We start from the raw sequence: 23,995 nt of genomic DNA, 5'->3' as shown, positions 1-23,995 counted from the left end.
CTGGTCGTCAGGGAAGCGCTTCCCTGACGACCAGAAGCAAGATCAACTGGTTCACCATGGTGAGTATCGGGACAACCCTCGAGCCCAGGACGCCCCCCCTTGGAGGCGGCCTTGAACATGAGCCGACAAGACCGCCCGTCCTACCCCCGGTGAGGGCCACCCCAAGGGCGGGAAAGCGGCCCCACCGAGGGCAAAGGTGAAGGACTACAGCGATGATCTTGCCCTCAGCGCCCATGTTAACGCTAATATATGCGCTGGGAGCAAGATCATCGCGGAAGAGGGGCTCGGGCCGAAGGCAGGGTGATGACCACCCCGAACCCACGGCGCCCCTCATCGGCCAGACCCTCCCCGAGAGTGAGTCCTCCGCCCGCCTCTCGGACCAGGTCCGCGACGATCGCCAGCCCAAGCCCGGTGCCCTGGATGTTCTGGTGTCCGGGTGAACGCCAGAACCGATCCAGGGCGAGCCCACGCTCCTCCTCGGACAACCCCGTCCCGTTGTCGAGCACACCGACTCGCACCTGCGCGCCACCTTCGGCACGGACCTCGACCCGGGTCCCACCGGACAGACGCAGGGCGTTGCCGACCAACTCATCCAGGATGCTGCCCAGACCACCGGCCGGCGCGTGCGCCCACACGCTCTCGGGCAGATCCGTGGTCACTTCGATCCTCCGAGACTCCCCCAGGGCGCGCCACCGGGCCACCCTCGTCCGTACCAGCCCCGTGATCTCCACCGGCTCGGTCCCCGTGACACTCTCCAGGCGGGTGGCGGCCAGCAGCGAGTTCAGCATTCGGTGCATCATCATCGCCTCGTCGATGGCCACCGCGTGCGCCTCACGGGCCTCCTCTCCCCTCAGGTACGGCGCCAGGTTCTCCACCGCCAACCGCAGGCTCGCCAGGGGGTTGCGCAACTGGTGGGAGGCCTCCGACACGAAGGAGCGCTGCCGGTCCAGGGCACGGCGCACCACGTCCACCATCGTGTTGAAGGACTCCGTGAGTCGACGCAATTCCGGTGGCCCCTCCTCCGCGTCCACCCGAACGTCCAAATCACCGGAGGTGACCGCGGTGGTGGCCTCGTCCAGCCGTCGGACCGGACGAAGCACCCATCGCGACAATGGCATCGTCGCCGCCACCAGGAGTCCCAACGGAAACAGACTGAACAAGGCCATCCAGCCCCACACGGTCAAGGTCTCCCTGGCCAACCGATCGGTGGGGGCCACCAACACCACCGCGCCGGTGACCTCGCTGTCCCGACCGATCGGTTCGGCGATCACCAAGGGGTCGGAGTTCCACGGCCATACCGTGGTCGGCGGCTCGGGACGTTCCCCGGCCAGGGCGGTGGTGATCCCCGAGTCCAAACCGATCTCCGCGACCAAGGACCGCATTCGAGACGGCTTCCCCGAGCCGGAGACGACCCGGCCGTCCGGGGCGACCACCACCGCCGGGATCCCGTAGAGCTGCTCGTATCGGGCCATCTCCTGTTTCAGGGCGTTGCCCCTCCCGCTCTCCAGGGCCGTTCTCGCCAACGCGGCGAACCGGCCGGCGTCGCCCAACCGGTCGACGTAGACCTCCTGGGTCTGTTGGTGGGCGATGATCCCGGCCAAGGGGGCGAACACCGCCCCCACCAGCACGAAGGCCGCCGGCAGCAGAATGGTCAGCAGACGCCGGAGCACCGCTCAGGCCCCGTCGAGCACGTAGCCGACACCACGCACCGTACGAATGCGCACGGCGTCGCCGACCTTGCTTCGCAGCGAGGCGACGTGGGTGTCCAAGGTGCGTGAGGACGCCTCCCAGACCGTTCCCCACACCTGATCGAGGATCTGGTCGCGGCTCACCACCCCTGGGGAACGAGAGACCAACAGCCGGAGCAGGTCGAACTCCTTACGGGTCAACCGCAGTGGTTCGTCCCCGAGCCGGGCGTCCCGAGAGGCGACGTCGATGACCAGCTCGCCCACCCGCAACGGCGGTTCGGAGTCGGGTTCGGCCCGCGCCGACCTGGTCCTTCGCAGCACGGCCTCGATCCGGGCCAGGAGTTCGGCCACCCCGAAGGGTTTGACCACGTAGTCGTCGGCTCCGGCACGCAGACCCCGTACCCGGTCACGTTCCTCACCTTTGGCGGTCACCGCGATGATCGCGGTCTGCGGTCGCCGGCGGAGTTCACGTAGTAGGTCGATCCCATCGGCGTCGGGCAACCCCAGGTCCAGCAGGACCACGTCCGCGGGACGCGCGGAGAGGGCCCGTTCGGCGGTGGCCACGCGGTGGACGTCGAAGGAGGCCGCGCGCAACGCGGTCACCAGCCCGCGTGCGACCCGGTCATCGTCCTCGACCACGAGAATGCGCATGGCTAGACATAGTAGGCAGAATCCGCGGCGCCCGCCCTCGTCCCACGCGACCATCGTTGGGGAGTGGCATCGTCCCAGGCCACCGCGCCACCCTCGTGTGACCATGGATGAAATTCTGACTTGAGTCCCACGTGAAGCGTGTGAATCCTGAACCCCTAAGAAATGATGCCATCGGAGAACACGGAACACTCCCCCTGAAGTCGAGATCGGTGGTCTCGCTCGTATTCCGCCGACCCCCTTCGCCCGAAAGGTCACATAACCTATTTTTGGAAGACAAGGGAGAGAGGGAACCATGTGATGAATGTCGATCAAAGTTCGGGGCCGACAGCACCGATGATCCCATGAATCACCAAGAACTCCCGTGCGTCAGGAAAAACAAAACGGCCGTCCAGCGACGGTGGTGGACAGCCGGGCCCAGACGGGGTTCAGGCGGCGGGCGTCGGTGCCTTCTTCTCCGAGTGATCGCGACTCCAGGGCATCACGCTGTCGACGGAGTAACGCCCGCCGGAGAAGCCGAGGGCCAAGGCGCTCACCCCCAGGATGAGGAGCAGCTCGAAGCCACCGACCAGCGGGTCACCGACGTGGGCGAAGAAGTAGGCGCCGCCCATCATGAGGGCGAGCAGCACACCGGCGGCGGGCAAAGCGAAACCGACGATGAGCGCGATACCCGCGCCCACCTCGATCCCCACGGCCAGCAGGGCGCCGAGTTGCGGGAAGGGGACGCCCAGGGCCTCGAAGCCCGCGGTGGTTCCTTGGAGGTCGGCGGCCTTGGGGAGCCCGTGGGCGATGAAGACGGTCCCGACGACGACTCTGGCCAGCAGGGCGGTCACATCACTGATCCTGAGCTTGGACAAGGGTTCGGTCATGAGGGGTTCCTGTTCTATGAGCGGGTGCCCCGGCGCAGGAGGTGATCGGAGCCCTGTTCTCAACATTTGAGATCACAACCTTTCGCCAGGAAACAAGATGGTAATACGCATCCATCCGCATACATAGAGTGTTTTCGCATGATTTATGGAGACCGAGAGAACAGCCTGCTCAGAACGGATAACAGAATCCGGCTCAACTCTGGTTGCCCGTACCTTCGGGGTCCACGTACCGAGGTTCTTCACCCTGAGGATCGAGTGCGCCCAACATCGACTCGGAAATACCGTGCAATTGCTCCACCTGTTCGCGGGTGAGGACGTCGAACACCAGTCGCCGCACCTCCCGAACATGACCGGCGGCCGCCTCCCGCAGGGTCTTCATCCCCTGATCGGTGATCTCGACGAGGGTTGTGCGCCGGTCGCCCGGCCGCTTGAATCGCCGGATCATCCCCTCCGCCTCCAACCGTGCGGCCGCGTGGGAAAGGCGACTCGGCGACGAGCGCAGGAGCCGCGCCAGCCGGGTCATGGTCAACTCCCGCCCCGGAGCCTCGGAGAGCATCACCAAGATCTGGTAATAGGCGTGCGGCATGCCGGAGTCATGCCTGAGCTGGCGATCCAGGGCCGCATCCAACAGGTGGACGGCCATGAGGAAGGTACGCCAGGTTCGCTGTTCCTCGTCATCGAGCCACCGCAGTTGGGACATCAACCCTGAACTCCCCGCAATAGTTGGGCGCTCAACCGTGCCGGCGTTCCACCGCCGGCCGACGCTCGCACATGGACCCTATGACCGTCCGATCGGTCCACTGGTCTGGTCCACCCCGAGGCGGTACTCGTCGTCTCCGCGCATGGGGAGGATCCTCCTCGCGCCCTTGACGCCACAGCGGACCACACCCCCTCCACCTATGGATTTCCAGGGCTTCCCGCAACGCTACTACGACGTAACGTACGACGCTCCCAGCGTTCCCGAACCCGCCGACCGGGCACGTGGAGCCGACACTGGTCCAGGTGACTCGGTGCGTGGACTCCTTTCCCAAGAGACCGCGAAACCGCTGAAAAGGGCTACCGGCCACGGCCTCCTTCTGCGAAACTCCCGATCATGACGGGCACACGCAACCCTGCAGACGTAAGGACCGTGGAGGATCTGCTCCGTATCGACGGACGGGTCAAGTACATACACTTCTGGCGCCATGAACCCTCACCGAAAGGCCTCTCGGCGGCCTGCCTCTCCCAATGGTGGCCGGCCGACTTCATCATCGATGGCCTCACCTACCGCACCGCCGAGCACTTCATGATGGCCGAGAAGGCACGGTTGTTCGGGGACACCGAGACGGCCGAGAGGATCCTCGCCGTCGACCATCCCGCCCAGGCCCAAAGACTCGGACGCACGGTCCGCGATTTCGACGAGGCGACCTGGGCAAGGGAGCGCTTCGAGATCGTCGTCCAAGGCAACGTCGCCAAGTTCGGCCAGAACGAGGACCTGCTGGAGTTCCTCCTCGAGACGAAGGAGCGTGTGCTGGTCGAGGCCAGCCCTCGCGACCGGATATGGGGGATCGGAATCGGCCGCGAGAACGAGAACGCCGAGCGCCCCCGATACTGGCGGGGGCGCAACCTGCTCGGATTCGCGCTGATGGAGGCTCGCGCCCGACTCGCCGCCGAACACGCCGGCTGAGCCCACGGAGCCCCCCGGGCCCGGAGGAACTTCGCCGGGCCCGGTTCGTCCGTCAGGCCCGTTTCCGAGCCGCTGTTCTCCCCGATTTCATTCCGGGTCCCGCCATTCCCCCCTCAAGGCCCGCCCCACCGGAGTAGAGTTCCGGCACGTGAACAGCACGGTGCCCCGGCACCAACACGTCGATCACTCACGGCCCCGGGGCGACCGTCCGCACGCCTTCCAGGACCAGTCCCAGGGGATTCCCATGGCCTATTACCGCATCCAGCTCAGCGACGGCACCAGTCACACCCTCCAGGCGGTGAGGATGCGCATCGACGCGCGCAGCCTCTACCTGGAGGAACGCACCGCCGGTGACTGGCACGAGGTGTTCAGCAACCCGATCAGCCAGATCGAACGGATCCAGCGACGCTTCACCGAGAACGACGGAACCTGGACCTGGCTCCAGGAGCGGCTCCCCGCCCCCGTCGGCGGCCTCCGTACCTGGTGACCACGCCTTTCCAGGGCAGGACCCGATGACTCTTCACTCCTTTGACGAAGCCGAAGTCCCTCGACGGACAAGACGTGCGTCGGCCGGCCACCCAAGGGGAACCGCGCCCGAAACATCGATAGCGTGGACTCGCCCGGGCCCATAGACCCCCGGCCATCGCCCCGAGGCACGAGGAAGTGGAGAGATCCGCGATGAGCGAGACCGGCCCCAGGGACCAACGCTCTTCCGGAGGCCGTCCGCCCTCCCCCACCCCGCGTCGACGTGTCAACCGTCGTGAACAGATCCTGCGCACCGCGGCCGACGTGTTCGCCGCACGAGGGTTCAACAACACCTCGCTGGCCGACATCGCGGCGACCCTCGACATCACCCCCGCCGGGGTCCTGCACCACTTCGGTTCCAAGACCGAACTCCTCACCGCCGTACTGGAACTGCGCGACACCGACGACCCCGCGCCCAAGGGCGACCAGATGCTGGAGCACCTGGTCACCACCGCCGCGCGTAACAGCGAGCGCCCTGGAACCACTCGGCTGTACGCGGTGCTGTCCGCCGAGAGCGCCACAGCGGACCATCCGGCGCGGGCATGGTTCCGTGAGCGGTACGCCGTGCTGCGCCAAGAAGTGGAAGAGGCCGTCCTCGACCGTATCGGCCCGCGGTATCGGGACATGGCGAGCACACCCGGACCCGGAGGCCACACCCCGGCGCGTTCCGCCGCCGCCGCCATCCTGGCGACCATGGACGGCCTCCAGGTGCAGTGGCTCCTGGATCCGGATTCAGTGGACATGGCCACGGTGACCGAGCTGGTGACGGACGCCCTGGTGACCCGGCTGCGCGCGATCGGTGACCAGGGCTGAGGAGAGCCGGTGCGCAGGACGACAACGGAAAAGGGCGTCACGGTGGTCCACACCGTGACGCCCCGATGCGCTCTCACCGGCGCTCACGAGCCGGCGGCGTCTTCGATCGACTACAGGTCCTGTCCGTGGACGGGGCCCGGGGTCCCGTCCGTGGTCTTTTGCGCCTCGCCGGCCGCACTGCCCTCGAGCCACTCGTCCCAGGACTTCTGCCAGTATCCCCAGCCGTTGTTCCACTCGAATTCGCGGTCGGTGCCGGTGGTGTCGAGGATGTCGCCCATCAGGGTGTTCTGGTAGAACCACACGGCGTCGTCCATACGCAGGTTGGTGCAACCGTTGGAGGTGTTGGCCGAACCGATGGCGCCGTTGCTGGACATCTCGTGCACGAACTCACCACTGTTGGAGGTGCGGACCGCGTACTGCACGTCGACCCGGTAGGAACCCGGGGAGTCCTCGGGGATACCCACGGTGCTGGAGTCCATGGTGATGGTCTCGTAGCGCTCCATGAGCACGTGTACGCCGCTGGTCGTGGTGTCGAAACGGCGGTTGGCCGCACCGTTGCTCACCTCGATGGTGCGCTCGTGCTCACCGTCGACCTCGATGACCATCTCGTGGTCGGGCACGTGCATGGTCGCGATGAGCTCGCGGCCGATCTCGAAGTCGATCTGGTGGTTGCGTACCCCAAAGACACCCTCGGAGGACTCGACCCCCGCCAGGTTCAGGTCGACGGTGACGTTCTGGTAGGGCTCCCAGTACTCCTCGGGCCGGAAGACGGCCATCTGGTCGCTGACCCAGTTCCAAGCGCCGACGGTCTCCTCTTCGGCCACCACGTTCATGGAGTTCTCGACCTGGGCCTTGTTGGTGACCGGCAGGTCGAAGTTGATCACGATGGGCATGCCGACGCCGACGGTCTCACCCGAGGTGGGGAAGTTGGAGGCCAACTCCAGTCGCTGTCCGGGCACCGCTTCGTGGGTGGTGAACTCGGTGGTGAGTTCGGTCTCCTCGCCGGCCTCGTTCGTGGCGGTCGCGGTGACCGCGATCTCCGCTCCGGGGCGCAGGTTCCAGTCGCTGACCCACTCACTGCCGTCCTCGTTGAGTGTGCCGGTCATCTCGTACAGGGCGGCGTCATCGGCGACTTCACCCTCGACGGCGGCCTCACTGACCACGATCTGGTCGACCTGAACGTCGGTGATGGTCCCGTTCTCGGCGTTGACCCGGATGGGGGTGTTCGGCGCGATCTCCTCGACGCCGTCTTCAGGAGTGATGCTGAGCTCGGCCGGCTCCGCGTCTACGGCGGTATCGGAGTTGCTCTGGGTCTCGGCGTCACCGGAGGTACAGGCGGTCGCGACGAGCGCCAGCCCCACAAGTCCGATACCGAACCGGCGCGTCACCGCCGACTGGGTCATGCCCCTCACGTCTGGACCTCCATAGCTGAACTCTCGAACCGGACTACACCCCGTGTTGGACGCCCTCACCCCGAAAAAGGTTCTCAACTCTCGCATATCGGTATGGGGCGGTTATCGGACGGGACTCTCTTCGACTCTTCAGTCACCTTCGTCCGGACCTGCCGAGAATACACCGAGGAGGTATGCAAGTGGCTTACCGGGGGCGGAGTTTCGCGTAGCCCGAAACCCGCCTCTTTGCTCCGCTTCGCTACCTCGCATAAAATATTGTTCGCCCGCACAGGTTTCTCCGCTCCACCCACGCTCAGAGGGGGCCTGCGAGCACAAAGTTGTCCACATGACCAGTTTTCTCTCAAGAGTCCTGGGAAGACCCGAAGGAGCGGTGCCATGCCGTGGTTGTGGTTGGCCGGTGCGATCGCCTTGGAGGTGTTCGCCACCACCTCGCTCAAGTTCTCCGAGGGGTTCACCCGCCTCATCCCCTCGATCGCCGTGGTCGTCGGCTACTCCGGTGCTTTCTACGCGCTCTCCCAGGCCTTGGCCCAAGGGATGGCGCTCGGAGTCGCCTATGGAACCTGGGCCGCCATCGGGGTCGCCCTGGTGGCCATCATCGGGGCGCTCTTTCTGGGAGAGTCCTTGACCTGGGTACAGGTCGGCGGTATCGCCCTGGTCATCGCCGGTGTCATGGCACTGGAGATGGGTGGTCGACACTGAACCCGCATACGCAGGACGACCGTGCTCCCTCCCACCTCCCTGCCGTGGGGAAGGATGGGCCGCCATGAGCATCACCCACTCCGCAGAGGATCCTGAGTACATCAGCGACGGACGCCGGCGCAAGGGCCGACAGCGGCGCCGGCTGCTGTTGGAGGCCACCATGGCCGTCATCGCCAGGGATGGTGTAGCCGCGGTCACCCAGCGTCGGGTGGCCGCCCAGGCCAAGGTTCCTCCCAGTACCGTCACCTATTACTACGCCACCATCGATGATCTCTTGGTGGCCACACTCACCCAGGTCAACGACGCCTACGTCTGGGTGGTGGAGAACCTTCCACGCGACCCCGATGTGGCACTGCGCGGATTCGCCGCTCTCATCGCGGAGGGCGTCGATCACGACCGTGCCCATGCCCTGGCCGAAATGGAGCTGTTCCTCATCGCGGCCCGCCGCCCCACCCTGCGGGAACAGGTCATGCGCTGGAACGACGCCGTGGACGCCTTCCTCACCCCCTACCTGCCCGATCCGGCGGCCCGTGCCGGGGTGATCGCGGCCTCGGACGGTTACTTCCTGCGCTGCTGTGTCCTGGATCCACCACCTTCCGCCGAAGAGGTTTACCAAGCCCTGCGCCGCCTGATCGATCGCGAAGGCGGGACCGACTGACCGGGTCAGCTTCGCCGATTCTCCGAACCGTCCCGGACCATGTCCACCAGCAGCCGTAGAACGAACATCGCCGTCGTGGCCAGAAGGAACCAGGCCAAGAGGTTGAGCGCCTGGGTGTGCGTGGCCAACTCCTGCCAGGCCACATCGCGTTGTTCGGTCACGTGGAACAACCCCACCGACATGAAACCGGTGACCACTGCCAGCACCGTCATCACGGCTCGACGCATCACCGACCGCAGGAGTCTTCGATCCTCTGGGTGGGCGAACAACCGTGCTTGGACGGTGAACCGCCCCCTGTGCAACTGATCGGTGATCCGATCCAAACGACGCGGCAACCGACGCAGGGTGGGCATCAGGGCCAACAGTTCCCCTACGGCCACCTCCCGTAGGTTGCCGGTGTCCAACTGCGCCGACAGTCGCGCTCCGGCGTACCGCTTGGCCTCGGAGACGGTGTCGAAACCCGGTGCCAGAAACACCAGGGTGCCCTCCAGCGTGGCCAGCGCCCGAAACACCGCGGCCAGTTCGGCGGGCAGGACCAATCCGAAGCGAGTGACCAGCATCAACAGTTCGGTGAACATACGCATGCTGGCCGTGGCGCCGCCGTGCAGGTGCCGCGCCATGAACTGGCCGAGCGAGCGGCGCAGCCGTTCGACGTCGATCTCACCCGGGTCGTCCACCACGTCCAAGAGGGTGTCGGTGAACAGGGCCCCATCGCTTCGATCGATGGCCAACAGCATCAATTGCAGGGCCTCTCGGGTCCGGCCGTCCAGACGTCCCACCGACCCGTAGTCGAGCAGCCCCACCCCACCGTCGTCGAGCAGGAGGATGTTGCCCGGATGTGGGTCCGCGTGGAAGATCCCGCTGGAGAGCACCTGTTCCATCAGGCAGTCCAGCAGGACCCCCGCCACCTCCTTCCCGTACTCCTCTGACAGGTCCGCGTCATCGATCTGTCTTCCGTGCAGGCGTTCCATCACCAACACCCGACGGCTGGTGTAGGCCTCGTACACCTGGGGGATGCGCACCGAGGAGTCGGCGGTGGCCTCCGCGACGGCGGCGATGTTGGCCGCCTCCGTCTCGAAGTCCAACTCCTCCAGCAGGGCCTCGGCGAAACCGTCGGCGAGGTCGCGCACCCCGATCGCCGGCCCCCAGTCGGTGTGCTCCTCCAGGCGGCGGGCGAGTCTGCGAAGGATGTCGAGGTCGCGTCGGACCACCGGCCCGATCCCGGGTCTTTGGACCTTGACCACCACCTCCTCACCGCTGAGGAGGCGGGCAGGGTGCGCCTGGGCGATGGAGGCCGCGGCCAAGGGCGCGGGATCGAACTCCGCGAAAACCTCGTCCACGTCCCGCCCCAGCTCGGCGGCCACGCAGTCCCGAATCCGCTCGTAGGGGACCCTGGCGACCTCGCTGTGCAGCCGGCCCAGCTCCTCCACGAACACCGGTGGTAGCAGGTCCCTGCGGGTGGCCAACACCTGCCCGAGCTTGACGAAGACCACCCCGGCCTCCTCCATGGACCGGGCCAGGGACCGGGCCAATCGACGCTGTACCGAGGTGTCCCCCACCCCCTCCCGGCGACCGATGACGTAGCCACCCAGACCGTGTCGGACCAGGATCCACAGGATCGCGCGATAGCGACCCAGCCGGCCGAACAGGTCACTGGTCTCACGGAGCATGGCGACCGGTCGAACCCGGGTCCCCCGTGGCAGCAGGAGTTCCAAGGTGACGAAGGCGAGCATGGAGCCCACCGCCATCGCGAACAACATCAGCGCCATGAACCCCGGCCGGTCCATCTGGGCCGGGTCCGTGGTGTACAGCGCCTCCAAGGTGCCGTAGTAGGCCAGGATCGCGCCCACCGCACCCAGTGGTGCGCCCAGCAGCGCGGCCAAGGCCAGGCGGGGCAGGCTGAAGGGCACGTCCATGAGTCGGCTGGCGAGCTTGCCCAGGCCTAGCAGGACGAGGATCAGCATGACCAGGGAGAGGACCTGCCCGAGGATCATGCCCAACACCGAGGTGACGGTCAACGGTTCCATGAGGACCCTTCTGGCGCACGAAAGGACCGTGTACCGGGAGGAACAAGGGGCGACGGGGACGGCCCCGTCGAAGACCACAGTGCCGGCTCCTCCTTTCCGGCGACAGCCCGCGCCCCCAGCCTGTGGACAACTTCTCCGAACAGGGGCGAGGGCCCATCGGAACCCCGACGGACCCTCAACCGGTCGACCATGGATGGTCAGCAGGTCAGCTCCCAGGAGCACTCCAACTCTCCGCCCACGGCGGGTGCGCCACGTCGAGGGCTCACCAGCGCCTGGTGGCCCAGGTACTCGGCGAGCCGCACCACGAGCGCGTCCTGAACGTGGGTGGGGGCACCACCGGAATGGCCGTTGTTGACCACGCTGAAATACAACTCCGCACCATCCGGCCCTTGGACGTAACCGGAGAGCGCGCTCACCCCGGTCATGGTGCCGGTCTTGGCCTGGACGACCCCCTCGGCGGCCGTGCCGCCCATACGTGAGGTCAGGGTGCCGCCGATGAACGGATCGCGATCGCCGGCCACCGGCAGGGAATGGTGCCATGCCTGGTACCAGGGGGCGTCTTGGGCGTGCGTGAGCAGGTCGACCACGGCGTTCGCGGTGACCAGGTTGCCCCGGGACAGACCCGAACCATCATTGAGGACCAGGTCGGAGGTGTCCACCCCCATCCGCCGAAGTGCTTCCTCGATCCCAACGAGACCGGCCCGCCACGAACCCTCGCCCGCGGTGTGCCGTCCGATGCTCTTGACCAGCATCTCCGAGTGACCGTTGTTGCTGAACTTCATCAGCGGGACGAGGACCTCCTCCAGGCTCATGGAGGTGTGCTCGGCGACCACGCGCGGCCGGTGCCACTCTTGGGGCACCGCGCCCCGGGCCACCCCACCCTCGACCTCGACGCCGTGTTCCTCCAATGCGCGAGCGAACAGGTGCCCGGCCATCTCGGCGGGCTCGTCCACCGTGCGAAGGACCACCAAGGGGCCCGCGTCGATGGGCAGGGTCCCGGTCACCACGATGGTGTTGGTGCCCTCTGGGCGGTCGACCGTCAAAGTGTTCCCCCCGCCCACCGGTCCGGTGACGGCCCGGTTGTCGAGCTCCACGTAACCCTCGGCCGCGCCCGGATCCACGTTCACGGCCTCGCCCGCGTCACCGGGGGTGACGGTCACCTCGGTCACACCGGTGTCGTAACGGTCCCCGTGGGCCACCGTGAGCGCCGAGATCTGCGCGGAGTAGGCATAGGGCTCGTCCTGGGGCCACCAGTCATCCACGAGCCTGGCCTCGTCGAACCAGGTGTCGTCGGCGTACAACTCGCCCACCGAGGTGACCCCGGAAGCGGCCACGTCGGCGGCCATGGAGTCGAGGTCCTCCTCGTTCAGGGTGGGATCGCCACCGCCGACCAGGTACAGCTCGGGGACCGCGCCTCGGCCCGGTCGGCGTTCCACCACGGCCTCGGTGCCAAAGGTGTGGTCGGGGCCCAGGACCTCCAACGCGGCCGCGGCCGTGAAGGGCTTCATGTTGGACGCGGGCAACAGTCCGGTGTCGGCCTCGCGCGAGTAGAGCACCTCGCCGGTGTCGGCGTGGGTGACCACCACGCCGGAGGTCGCCCCCGCCAGTGCGGGATCGTCCAGGATCGCGTCGATGTCGGCGCGCAGGCCATCGGCGCGTTCCAGCGGGTCGACCGTGTCGGCCATGGCGTGGGGGGTCACCAGGGCCAGGGGGAGGCCGACGAGGGCGACGGTCAGCCACCCTCCATGTCTTCGAAGCCTCATGGACCGTTGGGGGGTGGCTTTCACAGGAGTTCTCCTTCGGAGGAGACCGATCGGATGAGCGTCGAAACTAACCGACCCCCGCCGCCGACACCAGACCCTTGAGTACTTCTCGTTCATGTGTCGTCGCGGAGAGTGTCATCCGATGCCATGACGCACGAACGGACCGGCGCCGCGAAGGCGATGCCTCCACGGCGCCGGTCCGGCACCGCCTCACCCCGACGGTCAGACCGTCGGGGACGCCTCAGATGAGCTCCACCACCTCGGAGTAGTGGCAGGCGTCCCGGTGCCCGGTGCCTCGATCCATCAGTTCCGGTGGCTCCTCGACGCACTTGGTGCGCTGGGCGTCCGAAAGCACGTTGGCGAACTTCGGACAACGCGTCCGGAACCGGCAGCCCGAGGGCGGGTTCGCCGGGCTGGGGATGTCACCCGTGACGATGATCCGTTCCCGGGTCCGCTCCTTGACCGGGTCGGGTAGCGGAATCGCGGAGATCAGCGCCTGGGTGTACGGGTGCGCCGGAGCACTGAACAGCTGCTCGGTCGTGGCCGTCTCCACCATCTTGCCGAGGTACATCACGGCCACGCGGTCCGCGATGTGCTTGACCACCGACAGGTCGTGCGAAACGAACAGGTAGGACAGACCCAACTCCTCTTGGAGGTCCTCCAGCAGGTTGATCACGCCCGCCTGGATGGACACGTCCAAGGCCGAGACCGGTTCGTCCAGGACCAGCACCTTCGGGTTGAGCGACAGCGCCCGGGCCACACCGATGCGCTGACGCTGACCGCCGGAGAACTCGTGCGGGTAGCGGGAACCATGCTCGGGGTTGAGTCCCACCAGGTCGAGGAGCTCCTTGACCCGATCCTTCGCGTCGCCGTTCCCCCTGCCGTGGATCCGCATCGGTTCGGCGATGATGTCCGAGACCGTCATACGCGGGTCCAGGGAGGCGAAGGGGTCCTGGAAGACCAGCTGCAGATCCTTGCGCAGCGGCCGCATCTGCCGGTCGGACAGACCCTGCAACGGCCTGCCCATGTACGACACCTCGCCCGAGGTGAGCTTGATCAGGTTCAACAACAGACGCGCCGTGGTGGACTTGCCACAGCCGGACTCCCCCACCAGCGCGAGGGTCTCCTTCTCCCGCAGGTCCAGTGAGATCCCCGAAACGGCCTGCACCTCACCGACCTTGCGGCGCAACAACCCCTTGGAACGGATCGGGAAGTGCTTGACCAGGTCGGTGGCGCGGAGCAGGACCTCGGGCTCCGTGGAGCCTTCGGTGGCCGACTCCGATACGGCCTTCGACTCCTCCCGGTACTCCTCGCGGGCCTCGGCGACCGACGACTCCGCCGTCTCCAACTCCTCCACGGACCCGACCCCCTCGGTGTCCACCGCGGTGGGTCTGAACAGGTCGGTCGCCTCGGCCCCGACCAGCTCGTCGCTGAAGTGGCAGGCCGCCGTGTGGACCGTGGTGTCGCCTTCTTGGGCCGCCGCCCGGTCGGTGTCACCGTTGGTGAGCACGAGCCGTGGTTCCTCTTCGTGGCAGCGTTCCCTGGCCAGGGGGCAACGCGGGGCGAACCCACATCCCACCGGCAGGTCCCGCAGGGAGGGCGGGGAACCGAGGATCGGGGTGAGCCGCTCCGAACGGTCACCGTCCAACCTCGGCAACGAACCGAGGAGGCCCAGTGCGTAGGGCATGCGCGGCCGGTAGAAGACCTCCTCCACCGGTCCCATCTCCACGATGCGCCCCGCGTACATCACCCCCACCCGTTCCACCTGACCGGCGACCACACCGAGGTCGTGGGTGATCAGCACCAAGGCGGCGCCGGTCTCCCGACGGGCTCGCTGAAGCGCGTCCAGCACCTGTGCCTGGACCGTCACGTCGAGAGCGGTGGTGGGTTCGTCGGCGATGATCACGTCGGGTTCGTTGGCCATCGCGATCGCGATCACCACGCGCTGGCGCATACCCCCGGACAGCTCGTGCGGATACTGCTTGAGTCGCTGTTGTGGGGAGGGGATCCCCACGATCTCCAGCAGTTCCAGCGCTCGGTCCATGGCGGCCTTCTTGCTCACCTTCTTATGGGCGAGCACCGCCTCGGCGATCTGGTAGCCGATCGTGTAGACGGGGTTGAGCGAGGTCAGCGGGTCCTGGAAGATCATGGCGATCTTCTGCCCGCGGACCTTGCTGATCTCCTTGTCGGAGAGCCCGATGATCTCTTGGCCCATCAGGCGGGCCGAACCCCTCACCTGAGCGTTCTTGGGCAACAGACCCATGATGGCCATGGAGGTCACGGACTTACCCGAACCGGACTCCCCCACGATGCCCAGGGCCTCACCCCGACGCAGTCGGTAGGAGACCTCGCGGACCGCGGGCAGGGGACCATCGTCGGAGGGGAAGGTGACGCTCAGGTGATCGACCTCGAGCACCACGTCCTCCGGGTCGGCCCCGGCGGTGTGTTCTTCGTTCATGTACTCAGTCGTCATCGCCGCACCCTGGTCTGTCGTGGGTCGAGGGCGTCCCGGAGGCCGTCACCGATGAAGTTGATCGTCAAACAGATCAGCACCAACAGCACACCCGGCGGGTAGAACAGCCACGGTCGTGTGGACACCGCCGTGCGTGCGCTACCGATCATCTGGCCGAGCGAGATGTCCGGGAGCTGGATCCCCAGCCCCAGGAAGGACATGCCCGCCTCCGCGAGGATGGCGATCGCCACCAGCAGGGTCGCGGCGACGATGATCGGCCCGGCAGCGTTGGGCAGCAGGTGCCGGATGATGATCCACGGGGCGGAGGCGCCCGAGGCCCGTGCGGCCTCCACGAACTCCTGCTCTCGTAGGGACAGGACGACCCCGCGAACCACACGGGCGATGGTGGCCCACGAGAAGATCGCGATGATCAACGCGATCGCGTACCAGGACGCGCCCGCACCGGTGTTGCCCGCGATCGCCGCGGCCGCGACGAGCAGCGGGACGATGAGGAAGATGTCGACGACCCGCATCATGAAGGCGTCGACCCGGCCACCGTAGTAGCCGGCCGTGGCGCCCCACATGGAGCCCACGATCGTGGACAGCAGCGAGACCGTGAAGGCGACCTTCAGGGTCTGCTGGGCTCCGCGCATGAGCTGGCCGAGGACGTCGTGTCCGGCCGCGGAGGTGCCCAGGGGGTGGACACCGCCCGGAGGCTGGTTGCTGGGGATCTCCCGGTAGACCGTGTGGTCCCACATCCAGAAGAAGGGGCCCACGAACGCGAACAGGGCGATCAACGCCAGGACGATCAGACTGATCATCGCGGGACGGTGCCGCAGGAACCGGATCATGATCGTCTGGAGCTGCGTCCGGTCGGCGCTGTCCTTCACCTTCTTCGCCGGGTCACGGCGAGCACTCCCGGGAGTGGCGTTCTCACTCATAGCGGATCCTCGGGTCGAGCACGGCGTACAACAGGTCGGCGATGAGGTTGGCCAGGATGACGACGACGCCACTGAGCAGCAGCCATCCCATCAGCGCGTAGGAGTCGTTGTTGTCCACCGCGGTGATGAAGAAGTCACCCAGGCCGCGCCATTGGAAGACCACCTCGGTGAGGATCGCACCGTCGATGATGCCCGCGATCCCGATGGCGACCACCGTGGTCAACGGGATCAGCGCGGTACGGAGGGCGTGGCGGCGGATGACCGTATGGTTGCGCAGCCCCTTGGCACGCGCCAGCCGGACGTAGTCGCTGTTCATCACCTCGAGCATGGAGGTGCGTTGGTAACGGCTCCAGGAGGCGAAGCTGATCAGCATGAGCACGATCGTCGGCAGCGCCATATGGGCGAAGGCATTGAGGAACTGGTCCCACAACGGTTCGCCTTGGGCCCGGAAACGTCCATCCCCGATGGTCGCGAACACTTGCTCGCCCACCAGTTGGTTGAACTTCACCCCGGCCGCCTGCATGATTCCGGCGAACCAGAAGGTCGGCATCGCCAAAGCCAGGAAGCCGACGAAGGTGAGTGTGTAGTCGAGCTTGGAGTACTGGCGCAACGCGCTGATGACACCACTGATGATCGCCAGACCGAGCGCGAACACCATCGCCGCTCCGATGAGGCGCAGGGTGGTCCACAAACGTTCGGCGATGTTGCTACCGATGTCGTACTGGGGCCCTTGGGTGGACGGACCGAACTCACCCTGGAGCAGGCCGATGTCGCCGTTACCACCGATACCGGTCACCCAGAGCCAATAACGCTCGGGCATGGATCGGTCGAGATAGAGCCGCTCTTCGGCCTGCTGTAGTACTTCCGGCGACGGTGGGGGCTGGGCCATCCGGACTTCGGCGAGTGGGTCACCGGAGACGTCGATCATCACGAAGGTGAGGATGGACGCGAGGATCAGGACGGGAATCGCACCTATGATCCGGCGCACCGTGTAAACGAGCATGGGAGTGATCCTTCAGGGGTGGACGAGGACCGGCCCGGTCCCGGGGAGGTGCCACGAGACCGGGCCTGGGTTGTCCGCCGAACTAGCCGGCGATGTCCCACTCACCGATGTTGTAGGTGGCACGGTAGCTGGACTGCAGGTTGTCGTGGACGTTGACCAAACGGTCGCTGTTGGCGAAGAAGTAGTTGGGCTCCGCCATGATCGGCAGGACGTAGGCCTCGGGAACGATGATCTCCATCGCCTCGTTGGTGAACTCCGCCGCCGAGTCCAGGTCGGAGGCGTTGATCGCCTTCTCGGCCAGCTCATCGACCTCGTCGTTGGAGTAGCCACCGAAGTTGCTGCCGCTCTCGGAGTGCCAGAACTGGTTCGCGTTCCCGGTGAAGTACGGCGAACCCGACCAGCCGAACTGGACGATGTCGTACTCCTTCTCGGAGAGCATGCCGCCCAGGTCGTCGGTCATCTCGATGTTGGCGGTGATACCGATCTCCGCCAGCTGGGACTGGATCAGCTGGACCGAGGTGTTGCGGACCGTGGAGTCGGTGCTGCGCAGACGGAACGGGCCGATCTCCTCACCATCGAGGGTGAGGGTGTCGCCGTCGAGCTCGTAACCGGCGTCCTCGAGGATACTGGTGGCCTCATCGATGTCACCGGTGCCCTGGGACTCGCCCTCGAAGTGGTCGACGTAGTAGGGGCTGTCGCCGCCGAAGACGTGGTTGTTCTTCAGTTCGTAGTCGGGGTAGCCGGCACCGAAGTTCCGGTTGGCGATGTCGTCGCGGTCGATCGCGGTGAAGATGGCGCGACGCAGCTCGACGTCGGCCAGCTGCTCGTTGTTCAGGTTGATGTCGATGTGTTCCCAGGTGGCGCCCTCGGCGACGGTCACCTCGGCGTTCGCGACGTCCTCGAGCTGGAGGATGACGTCCTCGCTGTAGTCGGCGGGGTTGGCCCCGTCGATCTCGCCGTTGACGAAGGCGTTGACGAAGGTGCCCTCATCGGTGTTGTAGGGCATCGTGATCCGGTCGAGCGGCGCTTCCTCACCCCACCAGTTGGGGTTGCGCTCCTTGACGACCTCGTTCTCCAAGTCGCCGTCGACGATCTGGAAGGGACCGCCGGACCACTCGGGACGCTCGGCGTGCAGCCAGGCGTAGAACTCGCCCAGCTCGTCCGGGTTGTCGACGTCCCAGCCGTTCTCCTCGGCCAGGTGCGCCGGATAGAAACCACCGGACTGGCTGTGGGCGTCGAACAGGCCCATCCACTCGGGGTCAGCGAGCCCTTCCTTCAGCTGGAAGGTGGCGGTCTTACCGTCGACCTCGACGCTCTCGACCTTGTCGTTGCTGGTGGAGGCGCGGGGGTCGCAACCGGCGCAGTAGCCCTCTTCAGGGTTGGTGCCGAGCATCCAGGTGACGCGCAGGTCCTCACCCGTCATCGGCTCGCCGTCACTCCAGACGGCGTCGTCGGCCAGGGTGATGCTCCACTCGAAGGGGCCCTCGTCGGGGTCCTCGTTGACGAGGGTGGGCTCTTCGGCGAGCACGTCCATGTTGTACTCGTACGTCGCGTCCGGCTGCCATTGCCCGGTGTAGGGGAGGATGCCGGAGAGCATCTGGATGACGTAGACGCTGCCACCGGCGAGACTGGTGGCCTGCCAGGCGCCGGGCAGGCTGTTGATGACCCAGGTGACCTCCTTGCTGCCACCTTCGTCCTCTCCACCTCCTCCACCACTACAGCCACTGGCCACCAAGACCGCTGACGTCGCCGCGGCGGCGAGTGCCAGCGACTTACGACGCTTGAACATAGTCACACCCTTGATCACTGATACGGGCCGTTCACTCGAGGTGGCGCTTATGGCGCACACCTCGCCGAAAACTAGGCGATTAGTCGTTCAGAAGACCATTTAGCGAGATGTCTGTATAGCCCCGATGCCGGATTCGTGACCCATCCGCAACCGGTTCGCGCTCATTCCTTCGGCCTCTGACCATGCAACTTCTCGCCATCCGCGAGACACGTCGCGGCACTCCGCGCCACCCAAGACCACGAAGAGATCGGCAAAGACCAAGTCAAGTCCGGGTATTCGGACAACAAATTAAAGAGTTTCGGTTAAACGGCGTTCGCGAGCCGCCCCCATAAAAGTCAACATTGTTTAAACACGAAATGCACTCAGGTGACCACGGGGAGGAACCATGACAGAGGGCGCTTTAATCGGCAAGCACCCCAAATCTGGACTATCTACCTCTTTGTTTCTGCTTCAAGACATAGGATGACCCGACCATCATTCTTCAGTGTTTCGGAGACCTTTCCCAAGAGCCCTCTCTCCCGCTCCGAACCTCGAGGGCGAGATGTCCGAAACCAGGGCCTCGCACCCAGGGAACGGATAAGGTTCGTCTCGACGATCTCCGTCATCCTCGACGCCCCGCCCCCAGCGAGAGAGGCTTCCGCCGTGTCCGCATCGGTTCGCTTGGTCTGCCCCGCAGGTCGCAAATACGTTGAGTCGTGGTCCGGTTACGCTTTAATGCTCCTAGGGCTGGCGGCGGTAATGCTCGGGCCAGGCCACTGGACCGACGTCACGCTCGGAGTGGTCCTCGTGGTCGGTGGCGCGGTCTGTGCCCTCCACGGACACCTGATCAAGAACCCCGTCCTCGAGGTCTCCGACGAGGAATTCCGATACGAGCGCGGCTCCTACGTCGTGCGCGTCCCCTTCGCCGAGATCGGTTCCTACCACCTGCTGCCCGGGCGCATCCGGTCCCTGGGCCTGTACGACGCCTCCGGACGCGCCAAGCGCTTCCCCTCCCTGGCCGGCCACCGCACCTCGCGCACCTATCTGCCATTGACCGGGATGACCCGGCCCGCCGAGATCGAGTCCTTCATGGCCATGGTCGGCATTCCGCCCCGCAAACGCTCCCTGGCCTCCTGAACCCAAGGCCCTACCCACGGCGCGGGTGCTCATCAGGCGGACATCCCTCTCGAATCACCCCACACACCGAGAAGGACATACCGCCGCAAGGGCTGTTGCCTTAGGCTCAACGGTGTGAAGCAGTCCAGAATCACCGCCATCCTGACCGTAGCGGGGATGCTCGCCGCCATGTGGGTGTTCGAGATCATCGACACCCTCCCCGGCATGCGGCTAGACCAGCAGTTCGGTCTGCGCGCCTGGGACGCGAGTGCCCCCTGGACGGTGCTGACCGCCCCGTTCATGCACGCCAACTTTCCCCACCTGCTCGGTAACTCACTACCGTTCCTGGTCCTGGGGTCGCTGGTGGCCTTCAGCGGCCAAGGACGATTCCTGCTCACCACCCTGATCGTGGCCGTGGTCAGCGGTGTGGGTGTGTGGCTGTTCTCCGTCCCGGGTGTTCCCACGGTGGGCGCCAGCGGACTCGTCTTCGGCTACTTCGGCTATACGGTCCTGCGCGGCATCATCGAACGCAAGACCGTCGACATCGTCATCATGATCTGCGTGATCATCTTCTACGGAACCATGATCTGGGGAGTCCTGCCCCAGCACCCCGGGGTCTCCTGGCAGGCGCACCTATTCGGCTTCATCGGCGGTCTGATCGCCGCCTATGCACTCCCCAGACGTGAATCGACCCGCGGGATCACCCCTGGCGGCGCCCAGGGCGGTTACTACGCACCCTGACCCACGCCACTTCCGGATACGGCGAGGGCCGTCCCTTTCCAGGGACGGCCCTCGTTCTCGTGTTCGTCCGGGAGCCGAGACGGTGCGCGAGTGGCTTAGAACTCCAGGCCCTCGGCGTCCTCGCCCAGGGTGCGCTCCAAGAACTCGGGGTTCTGCGAGAGCCAGACGCGGGCACCCTCCTGGGCGTCGTCCGCGTACTCCTCGAGGGTGAGCTCCTCCAAGGTGGCGAGCTCGTCATCGGTCATGCTCCAGCCCTCGATCCAGCCGGCCAGTTCGGGGTAGTCCTCGGTGAAGCCCTCACGACCGACCGCGTGGATGGTCTCGGCGTCACCCATCGCGCCCTCGGGGTCTTCGAGGTCCTTCAGGTCGTGCTTGGCGTAGGCCGGGTGCGGACGCCACAGCGTGACGACGATGGGCTCCTCCTCCGCGATCGCGGAGTCGAGCTCGGCGAGCATGGCCGCGGTGGAGGACTCCACCAGCTCCCAGTCGTCCAGACCGTAGGCCGGCATGGCCTCTTCCTTGGTGACACGGGTCAGACCGGCGCCCGGGTCGATACCGACGATGGTGCTGTCCAGCTCGTCGGCGTGCTCCTCCAGGTCCGCGATGCTGTTCACGTCCTCCATGTACTCGGGGACGGTGATGGTCAGCACCGCGTTGTCGTACCAGGAGCCCAGGTCCTCCAGCTGCTCCCCGTACTCCTCCCAGTAGTCGGCGTGGGTGACCGGCAACCAGGTGTCCAGGAACAGGTCCACGTCGCCATTGGCGGCACCCTGGTACATCGGGGCCACGTCCACGTCGGTGACGGTGACGTCGTAGCCCTTCTCCTCCAGGATGACCTCCCACATGGCGGTGGTGGCGATGGCCTCCTCCCAGGCGATCAACGCGATGTTGACCTCTTGGGCGTCCTCGCCCGCACCGTCGGAACCGCCGGTCAGGTCTTCGCCGTCGCCTCCACAGGCGGTCAGCAAGAGGACTCCGCTCATCCCGGCGGCGGCCAGACCCGTCATACGCTTGCGGCTGTACATCGTGGAACTTCCTTCCCTACTGCTTCAGTGAGACCGACCCTGACGTCAGGCGTTGCCGACGCGGGCCTGCGGGCTGTTCTTGGTGACGGCCGCGGTGAGGCGGTCCAGGAAGATCGCCAGGATGACCACGGCGATGCCCGCCTCGAAACCGAGCGCGCCGTCGTTGCGGGTGATGCCCTGGTAGACCTGGCTGCCCAGGCCACCGGCACCGACCATGCCCGCGATGACGACCATGGACAGGCCCAGCATGATGACCTGGTTGACCCCGGCCATGATCGTCGGCAGGGCCAACGGCAGCTGGATACCGGTGAGGATCTTTCGTCGGGGGGCACCGAAGGCCTCGCCCGCCTCCACCAACTCCTTGTCGATACCTCGGATACCGAGCTCGGTCAGGCGGACACCGGGCGGCATCGCGAACACGATGGTCGCGACCACACCGGGGACCGCACCGATGGAGAAGAAGAAGATAGCGGGAATCAGGTAGACGAACGCCGGAAGGGTCTGCATCAGGTCCAGGACCGGCTTGACGATCTTGCTGACCAGGTCGTTGTAGGCGGCCAGGATGCCGATGGGGATCGCGATGACCACGGCGATGAGGCTGGCCACCAGGACCAGCCCCAGCGTGTCCATGGCGTTGGACCACTGACCGACGGAAGCCACGATGGTCAGGGAGATCAGCGCGAACAGACCCATGCGCCATCCGGCCACGGAGAGCGCGAGCAGGCTCAGCAGCAGGATCATCAGCAGCGCCATCGGGTCGGTGACCACCAGCGGCAGCACCCACCAACCGAGCAACACCAGGGCCAGCCAGCCACCGGCGACGGTCCCGGCACGGACCCGGGTTCGGCCCTCCACGAGTCCCAGCGTGGTGACCGCGATCAGGAACACGAGGGAGACCACGAAGTAGGGTTCCACGACCGTGTCGAACAGCCTCATCGCCCATAGGAACAGCCAAGGAACACTGTTGATGATGGCCGTGACGAAGCCGAAGAGCTCCTGAAGGACGTACAGCGATGAGACGCCGATGACGATGCCCAGCAACGGCATACGGCGTCGACGCACCAGTGGCGCCGCGATGATCACCGCGGCGATGAAGGCGAGCTGCCCGGCCGCCGGATCGATGAAGAAGCCGGACAGGGCGGCGACCGCCCAACGGATGAAGTCACCGGTCAGGTCGAAGAACAGACCGAAGTTGGCCTTGAGCCAGGCGTTGAGCGCCTCGAAGCCCGCCCCGATGGGCAGCACGGGCGGGAAGTCGACTGGTGTCACTTGTTCTTCTCCCCGTTCGTAGCGGTACCGAGGGACGCCAGAACCGACTCCCGGGTCACCATGCCGAGCACCTCACCCCGAGCGGAGACCACCTGAAGGCGATCCGCGGCGGACACGTTCGGGTACAGATCGGCGACCAGGGTGTCGGCGTCGACCCGCGGAGCGGAGTCGTCCCTGGCCACGGAGGTGTCGATCACGGCGGACGCGGTCAGCACTCGGGACCGGTCGACGTCCTCGATGAAACGCTCCACGTAGTCGTTGGCCGGAGAGTCCAGGATCTGGGCGGCCTCACCGATCTGGGCGACACGGCCGTCGCGGAGCACGCAGATCCGGTCTCCCAGACGCATGGCCTCGTTGAGGTCGTGCGTGATGAAGATGATCGTCTTGCCCAGGCTCGCCTGGAGTTCGATGAGCTGCGTTTGCATGTCGCGGCGGATCAGCGGGTCCAGCGCGCTGAAGGCCTCGTCCATGAGGATGATGTCGGTGTCGGCGGCCAGGGCTCGGGCCAGGCCCACGCGCTGCTGCATACCACCGGAGAGCTGTTGCGGGAGCTTGTCCTCCCATCCGTCGAGTCCGACGAGGGCGAGGGTCTTCTTGGCCTTCTCGAAGCGCTCGGCGCGCGGCATGCCGCGCAACTCCAGGCCGTAGGCAGCGTTCTCCAGCACCGTCCGGTGCGGAAGCAGGGCGAAGTGTTGGAAGACCATGCTGATCTTCTCGCCCCGCAGCTTGAGCAGGTCCTTCTTGTTGAGGGCGGTGATGTTCACGCCGTCGACCTCGACCGAACCGGCGGTGGGCTCCAGGAGTCCGTTGAGCATCCGGATCAGGGTCGACTTACCCGACCCGGACAGACCCATGACGACGAAGATCTCGCCCGGTTGGACCTCGAAGGAGACGTCGATGACGGCGGCGGTC

At 66.1% G+C, this 23,995-nt stretch carries 21 protein-coding genes; 7 read left to right on the top strand and 14 right to left on the bottom strand.

The annotated features are described in order from the left end of the window. Positions 1–266 precede the first annotated feature (266 nt). The 4 genes from D472_RS0109840 to D472_RS0109825 all read right to left on the bottom strand — a co-directional run bounded on the left by D472_RS0109840 (position 267) and on the right by D472_RS0109825 (position 3,905). Positions 267–1,670, bottom strand: a complete 1,404-nt coding sequence (locus tag D472_RS0109840) for a HAMP domain-containing sensor histidine kinase (protein WP_017604314.1) — start codon at positions 1,668–1,670, stop codon at positions 267–269. Positions 1,671–1,673: 3 nt separating this feature from the next. Then, complete coding sequence (locus tag D472_RS0109835) at positions 1,674–2,339, bottom strand: response regulator transcription factor (protein WP_017604313.1); 666 nt, start codon at positions 2,337–2,339, stop codon at positions 1,674–1,676. 425 nt (positions 2,340–2,764) lie between these two features. Next, on the bottom strand, positions 2,765–3,205 hold the full coding sequence (locus D472_RS0109830; RefSeq protein ID WP_017604312.1) for a DoxX family protein: 441 nt from the start codon (positions 3,203–3,205) through the stop codon (positions 2,765–2,767). A 193-nt stretch (positions 3,206–3,398) separates the two neighbouring features. After that, positions 3,399–3,905 carry a MarR family winged helix-turn-helix transcriptional regulator gene (locus D472_RS0109825; protein ID WP_017604311.1) on the bottom strand — a complete coding sequence of 169 codons (507 nt, stop codon included), beginning with the start codon at positions 3,903–3,905 and terminating at the stop codon, positions 3,399–3,401. 429 nt (positions 3,906–4,334) lie between these two features. On the opposite strand from D472_RS0109825, the gene D472_RS0109820 reads away from it, so the two are divergent. The 3 genes from D472_RS0109820 to D472_RS0109810 all read left to right on the top strand — a co-directional run bounded on the left by D472_RS0109820 (position 4,335) and on the right by D472_RS0109810 (position 6,209). Next, positions 4,335–4,871: an NADAR family protein gene (locus D472_RS0109820; RefSeq protein WP_017604310.1), complete on the top strand. Its 537-nt coding sequence runs from the start codon at positions 4,335–4,337 to the stop codon at positions 4,869–4,871. 244 nt (positions 4,872–5,115) lie between these two features. Further along, on the top strand, positions 5,116–5,358 hold the full coding sequence (locus D472_RS0109815) for a hypothetical protein (protein WP_026117541.1): 243 nt from the start codon (positions 5,116–5,118) through the stop codon (positions 5,356–5,358). Between the two features lie 191 nt (positions 5,359–5,549). Continuing rightward, positions 5,550–6,209: a TetR/AcrR family transcriptional regulator gene (locus tag D472_RS0109810; protein WP_017604308.1), complete on the top strand. Its 660-nt coding sequence runs from the start codon at positions 5,550–5,552 to the stop codon at positions 6,207–6,209. Positions 6,210–6,319: 110 nt separating this feature from the next. Here the strand turns inward: D472_RS0109810 and D472_RS0109805 are convergent, their stop codons facing one another. Then, positions 6,320–7,612 (bottom strand): L,D-transpeptidase, encoded by a 1,293-nt coding sequence (locus D472_RS0109805; protein WP_017604307.1) that lies wholly within the window; start codon positions 7,610–7,612, stop codon positions 6,320–6,322. Between the two features lie 384 nt (positions 7,613–7,996). Here D472_RS0109805 and D472_RS0109800 point away from each other — a divergent pair, with 384 nt between their 5' ends. Further along, entirely contained in the window at positions 7,997–8,320 is a 324-nt protein-coding gene (locus tag D472_RS0109800) for a DMT family transporter (protein ID WP_017604306.1), read from the top strand. A gap of 64 nt (positions 8,321–8,384) precedes the next feature. Beyond that, complete coding sequence (locus tag D472_RS0109795; RefSeq protein ID WP_017604305.1) at positions 8,385–8,978, top strand: TetR/AcrR family transcriptional regulator; 594 nt, start codon at positions 8,385–8,387, stop codon at positions 8,976–8,978. A gap of 5 nt (positions 8,979–8,983) precedes the next feature. On the opposite strand, the gene D472_RS0109790 is transcribed toward D472_RS0109795, so the two are convergent. The 6 genes from D472_RS0109790 to D472_RS0109765 form a co-directional block, all read right to left on the bottom strand. Then, positions 8,984–11,005 carry an ABC1 kinase family protein gene (locus D472_RS0109790; RefSeq protein ID WP_017604304.1) on the bottom strand — a complete coding sequence of 674 codons (2,022 nt, stop codon included), beginning with the start codon at positions 11,003–11,005 and terminating at the stop codon, positions 8,984–8,986. Between the two features lie 197 nt (positions 11,006–11,202). Next, on the bottom strand, positions 11,203–12,768 hold the full coding sequence (gene dacB, locus D472_RS0109785) for a D-alanyl-D-alanine carboxypeptidase/D-alanyl-D-alanine endopeptidase (RefSeq protein WP_033303524.1): 1,566 nt from the start codon (positions 12,766–12,768) through the stop codon (positions 11,203–11,205). Positions 12,769–13,009: 241 nt separating this feature from the next. After that, entirely contained in the window at positions 13,010–15,241 is a 2,232-nt protein-coding gene (locus D472_RS0109780; RefSeq protein WP_033303520.1) for an ABC transporter ATP-binding protein, read from the bottom strand. After that, positions 15,238–16,161 carry an ABC transporter permease gene (locus tag D472_RS0109775; RefSeq protein ID WP_017604301.1) on the bottom strand — a complete coding sequence of 308 codons (924 nt, stop codon included), beginning with the start codon at positions 16,159–16,161 and terminating at the stop codon, positions 15,238–15,240. The genes D472_RS0109780 and D472_RS0109775 overlap by 4 nt, the downstream gene beginning before the upstream one ends. After that, on the bottom strand, positions 16,154–17,164 hold the full coding sequence (locus D472_RS0109770; protein WP_017604300.1) for an ABC transporter permease: 1,011 nt from the start codon (positions 17,162–17,164) through the stop codon (positions 16,154–16,156). The genes D472_RS0109775 and D472_RS0109770 overlap by 8 nt, the downstream gene beginning before the upstream one ends. Before the next feature lie 82 nt (positions 17,165–17,246). After that, positions 17,247–18,953: an ABC transporter family substrate-binding protein gene (locus tag D472_RS0109765; RefSeq protein WP_017604299.1), complete on the bottom strand. Its 1,707-nt coding sequence runs from the start codon at positions 18,951–18,953 to the stop codon at positions 17,247–17,249. Positions 18,954–19,595: 642 nt separating this feature from the next. Between D472_RS0109765 and D472_RS0109760 the strand changes: the two genes are divergently transcribed. Together D472_RS0109760 and D472_RS0109755 are read left to right on the top strand one after the other, a co-directional pair. Next, positions 19,596–20,069 carry a hypothetical protein gene (locus D472_RS0109760; protein WP_026117539.1) on the top strand — a complete coding sequence of 158 codons (474 nt, stop codon included), beginning with the start codon at positions 19,596–19,598 and terminating at the stop codon, positions 20,067–20,069. 114 nt (positions 20,070–20,183) lie between these two features. Further along, positions 20,184–20,789 (top strand): rhomboid family intramembrane serine protease, encoded by a 606-nt coding sequence (locus D472_RS0109755; RefSeq protein WP_026117538.1) that lies wholly within the window; start codon positions 20,184–20,186, stop codon positions 20,787–20,789. A 95-nt stretch (positions 20,790–20,884) separates the two neighbouring features. Here the strand turns inward: D472_RS0109755 and D472_RS0109750 are convergent, their stop codons facing one another. The 3 genes from D472_RS0109750 to D472_RS0109740 all read right to left on the bottom strand — a co-directional run. Beyond that, on the bottom strand, positions 20,885–21,814 hold the full coding sequence (locus D472_RS0109750) for a glycine betaine ABC transporter substrate-binding protein (protein ID WP_017604295.1): 930 nt from the start codon (positions 21,812–21,814) through the stop codon (positions 20,885–20,887). Between the two features lie 45 nt (positions 21,815–21,859). After that, positions 21,860–23,083 carry an ABC transporter permease gene (locus D472_RS0109745; protein WP_017604294.1) on the bottom strand — a complete coding sequence of 408 codons (1,224 nt, stop codon included), beginning with the start codon at positions 23,081–23,083 and terminating at the stop codon, positions 21,860–21,862. Continuing rightward, positions 23,080–23,995: quaternary amine ABC transporter ATP-binding protein (locus D472_RS0109740; RefSeq protein WP_017604293.1), on the bottom strand; the 916-nt coding region annotated here is incomplete at its 5' end. The genes D472_RS0109740 and D472_RS0109745, both read right to left, overlap by 4 nt.

It is taken from the genome of Nocardiopsis alkaliphila YIM 80379 (assembly GCF_000341005.1).
GTDB lineage: Bacteria > Actinomycetota > Actinomycetes > Streptosporangiales > Streptosporangiaceae > Nocardiopsis > Nocardiopsis alkaliphila.
The sequence above is the reverse complement of the archived record's forward strand: the minus strand, read 5'-3'. Positions and strand labels throughout refer to the sequence as shown.

What these genes read in the sequence shown, in the direction of transcription:
- D472_RS0109825 (WP_017604311.1), bottom strand. Translation starts at nt 3,905, where the DNA reads ATGTCCCAACTGCGGTGGCTCGATGACGAGGAACAGCGAACCTGGCGT.
- D472_RS0109800 (WP_017604306.1), top strand. Translation starts at nt 7,997, where the DNA reads ATGCCGTGGTTGTGGTTGGCCGGTGCGATCGCCTTGGAGGTGTTCGCC.
- dacB (WP_033303524.1), bottom strand. Translation starts at nt 12,768, where the DNA reads ATGAGGCTTCGAAGACATGGAGGGTGGCTGACCGTCGCCCTCGTCGGC.
- D472_RS0109750 (WP_017604295.1), bottom strand. Translation starts at nt 21,814, where the DNA reads ATGTACAGCCGCAAGCGTATGACGGGTCTGGCCGCCGCCGGGATGAGC.
- D472_RS0109805 (WP_017604307.1), bottom strand. Translation starts at nt 7,612, where the DNA reads ATGACCCAGTCGGCGGTGACGCGCCGGTTCGGTATCGGACTTGTGGGG.
- D472_RS0109815 (WP_026117541.1), top strand. Translation starts at nt 5,116, where the DNA reads ATGGCCTATTACCGCATCCAGCTCAGCGACGGCACCAGTCACACCCTC.
- D472_RS0109770 (WP_017604300.1), bottom strand. Translation starts at nt 17,164, where the DNA reads ATGCTCGTTTACACGGTGCGCCGGATCATAGGTGCGATTCCCGTCCTG.
- D472_RS0109795 (WP_017604305.1), top strand. Translation starts at nt 8,385, where the DNA reads ATGAGCATCACCCACTCCGCAGAGGATCCTGAGTACATCAGCGACGGA.
- D472_RS0109775 (WP_017604301.1), bottom strand. Translation starts at nt 16,161, where the DNA reads ATGAGTGAGAACGCCACTCCCGGGAGTGCTCGCCGTGACCCGGCGAAG.
- D472_RS0109830 (WP_017604312.1), bottom strand. Translation starts at nt 3,205, where the DNA reads ATGACCGAACCCTTGTCCAAGCTCAGGATCAGTGATGTGACCGCCCTG.
- D472_RS0109835 (WP_017604313.1), bottom strand. Translation starts at nt 2,339, where the DNA reads ATGCGCATTCTCGTGGTCGAGGACGATGACCGGGTCGCACGCGGGCTG.
- D472_RS0109810 (WP_017604308.1), top strand. Translation starts at nt 5,550, where the DNA reads ATGAGCGAGACCGGCCCCAGGGACCAACGCTCTTCCGGAGGCCGTCCG.
- D472_RS0109790 (WP_017604304.1), bottom strand. Translation starts at nt 11,005, where the DNA reads ATGGAACCGTTGACCGTCACCTCGGTGTTGGGCATGATCCTCGGGCAG.
- D472_RS0109780 (WP_033303520.1), bottom strand. Translation starts at nt 15,241, where the DNA reads ATGACGACTGAGTACATGAACGAAGAACACACCGCCGGGGCCGACCCG.
- D472_RS0109765 (WP_017604299.1), bottom strand. Translation starts at nt 18,953, where the DNA reads ATGTTCAAGCGTCGTAAGTCGCTGGCACTCGCCGCCGCGGCGACGTCA.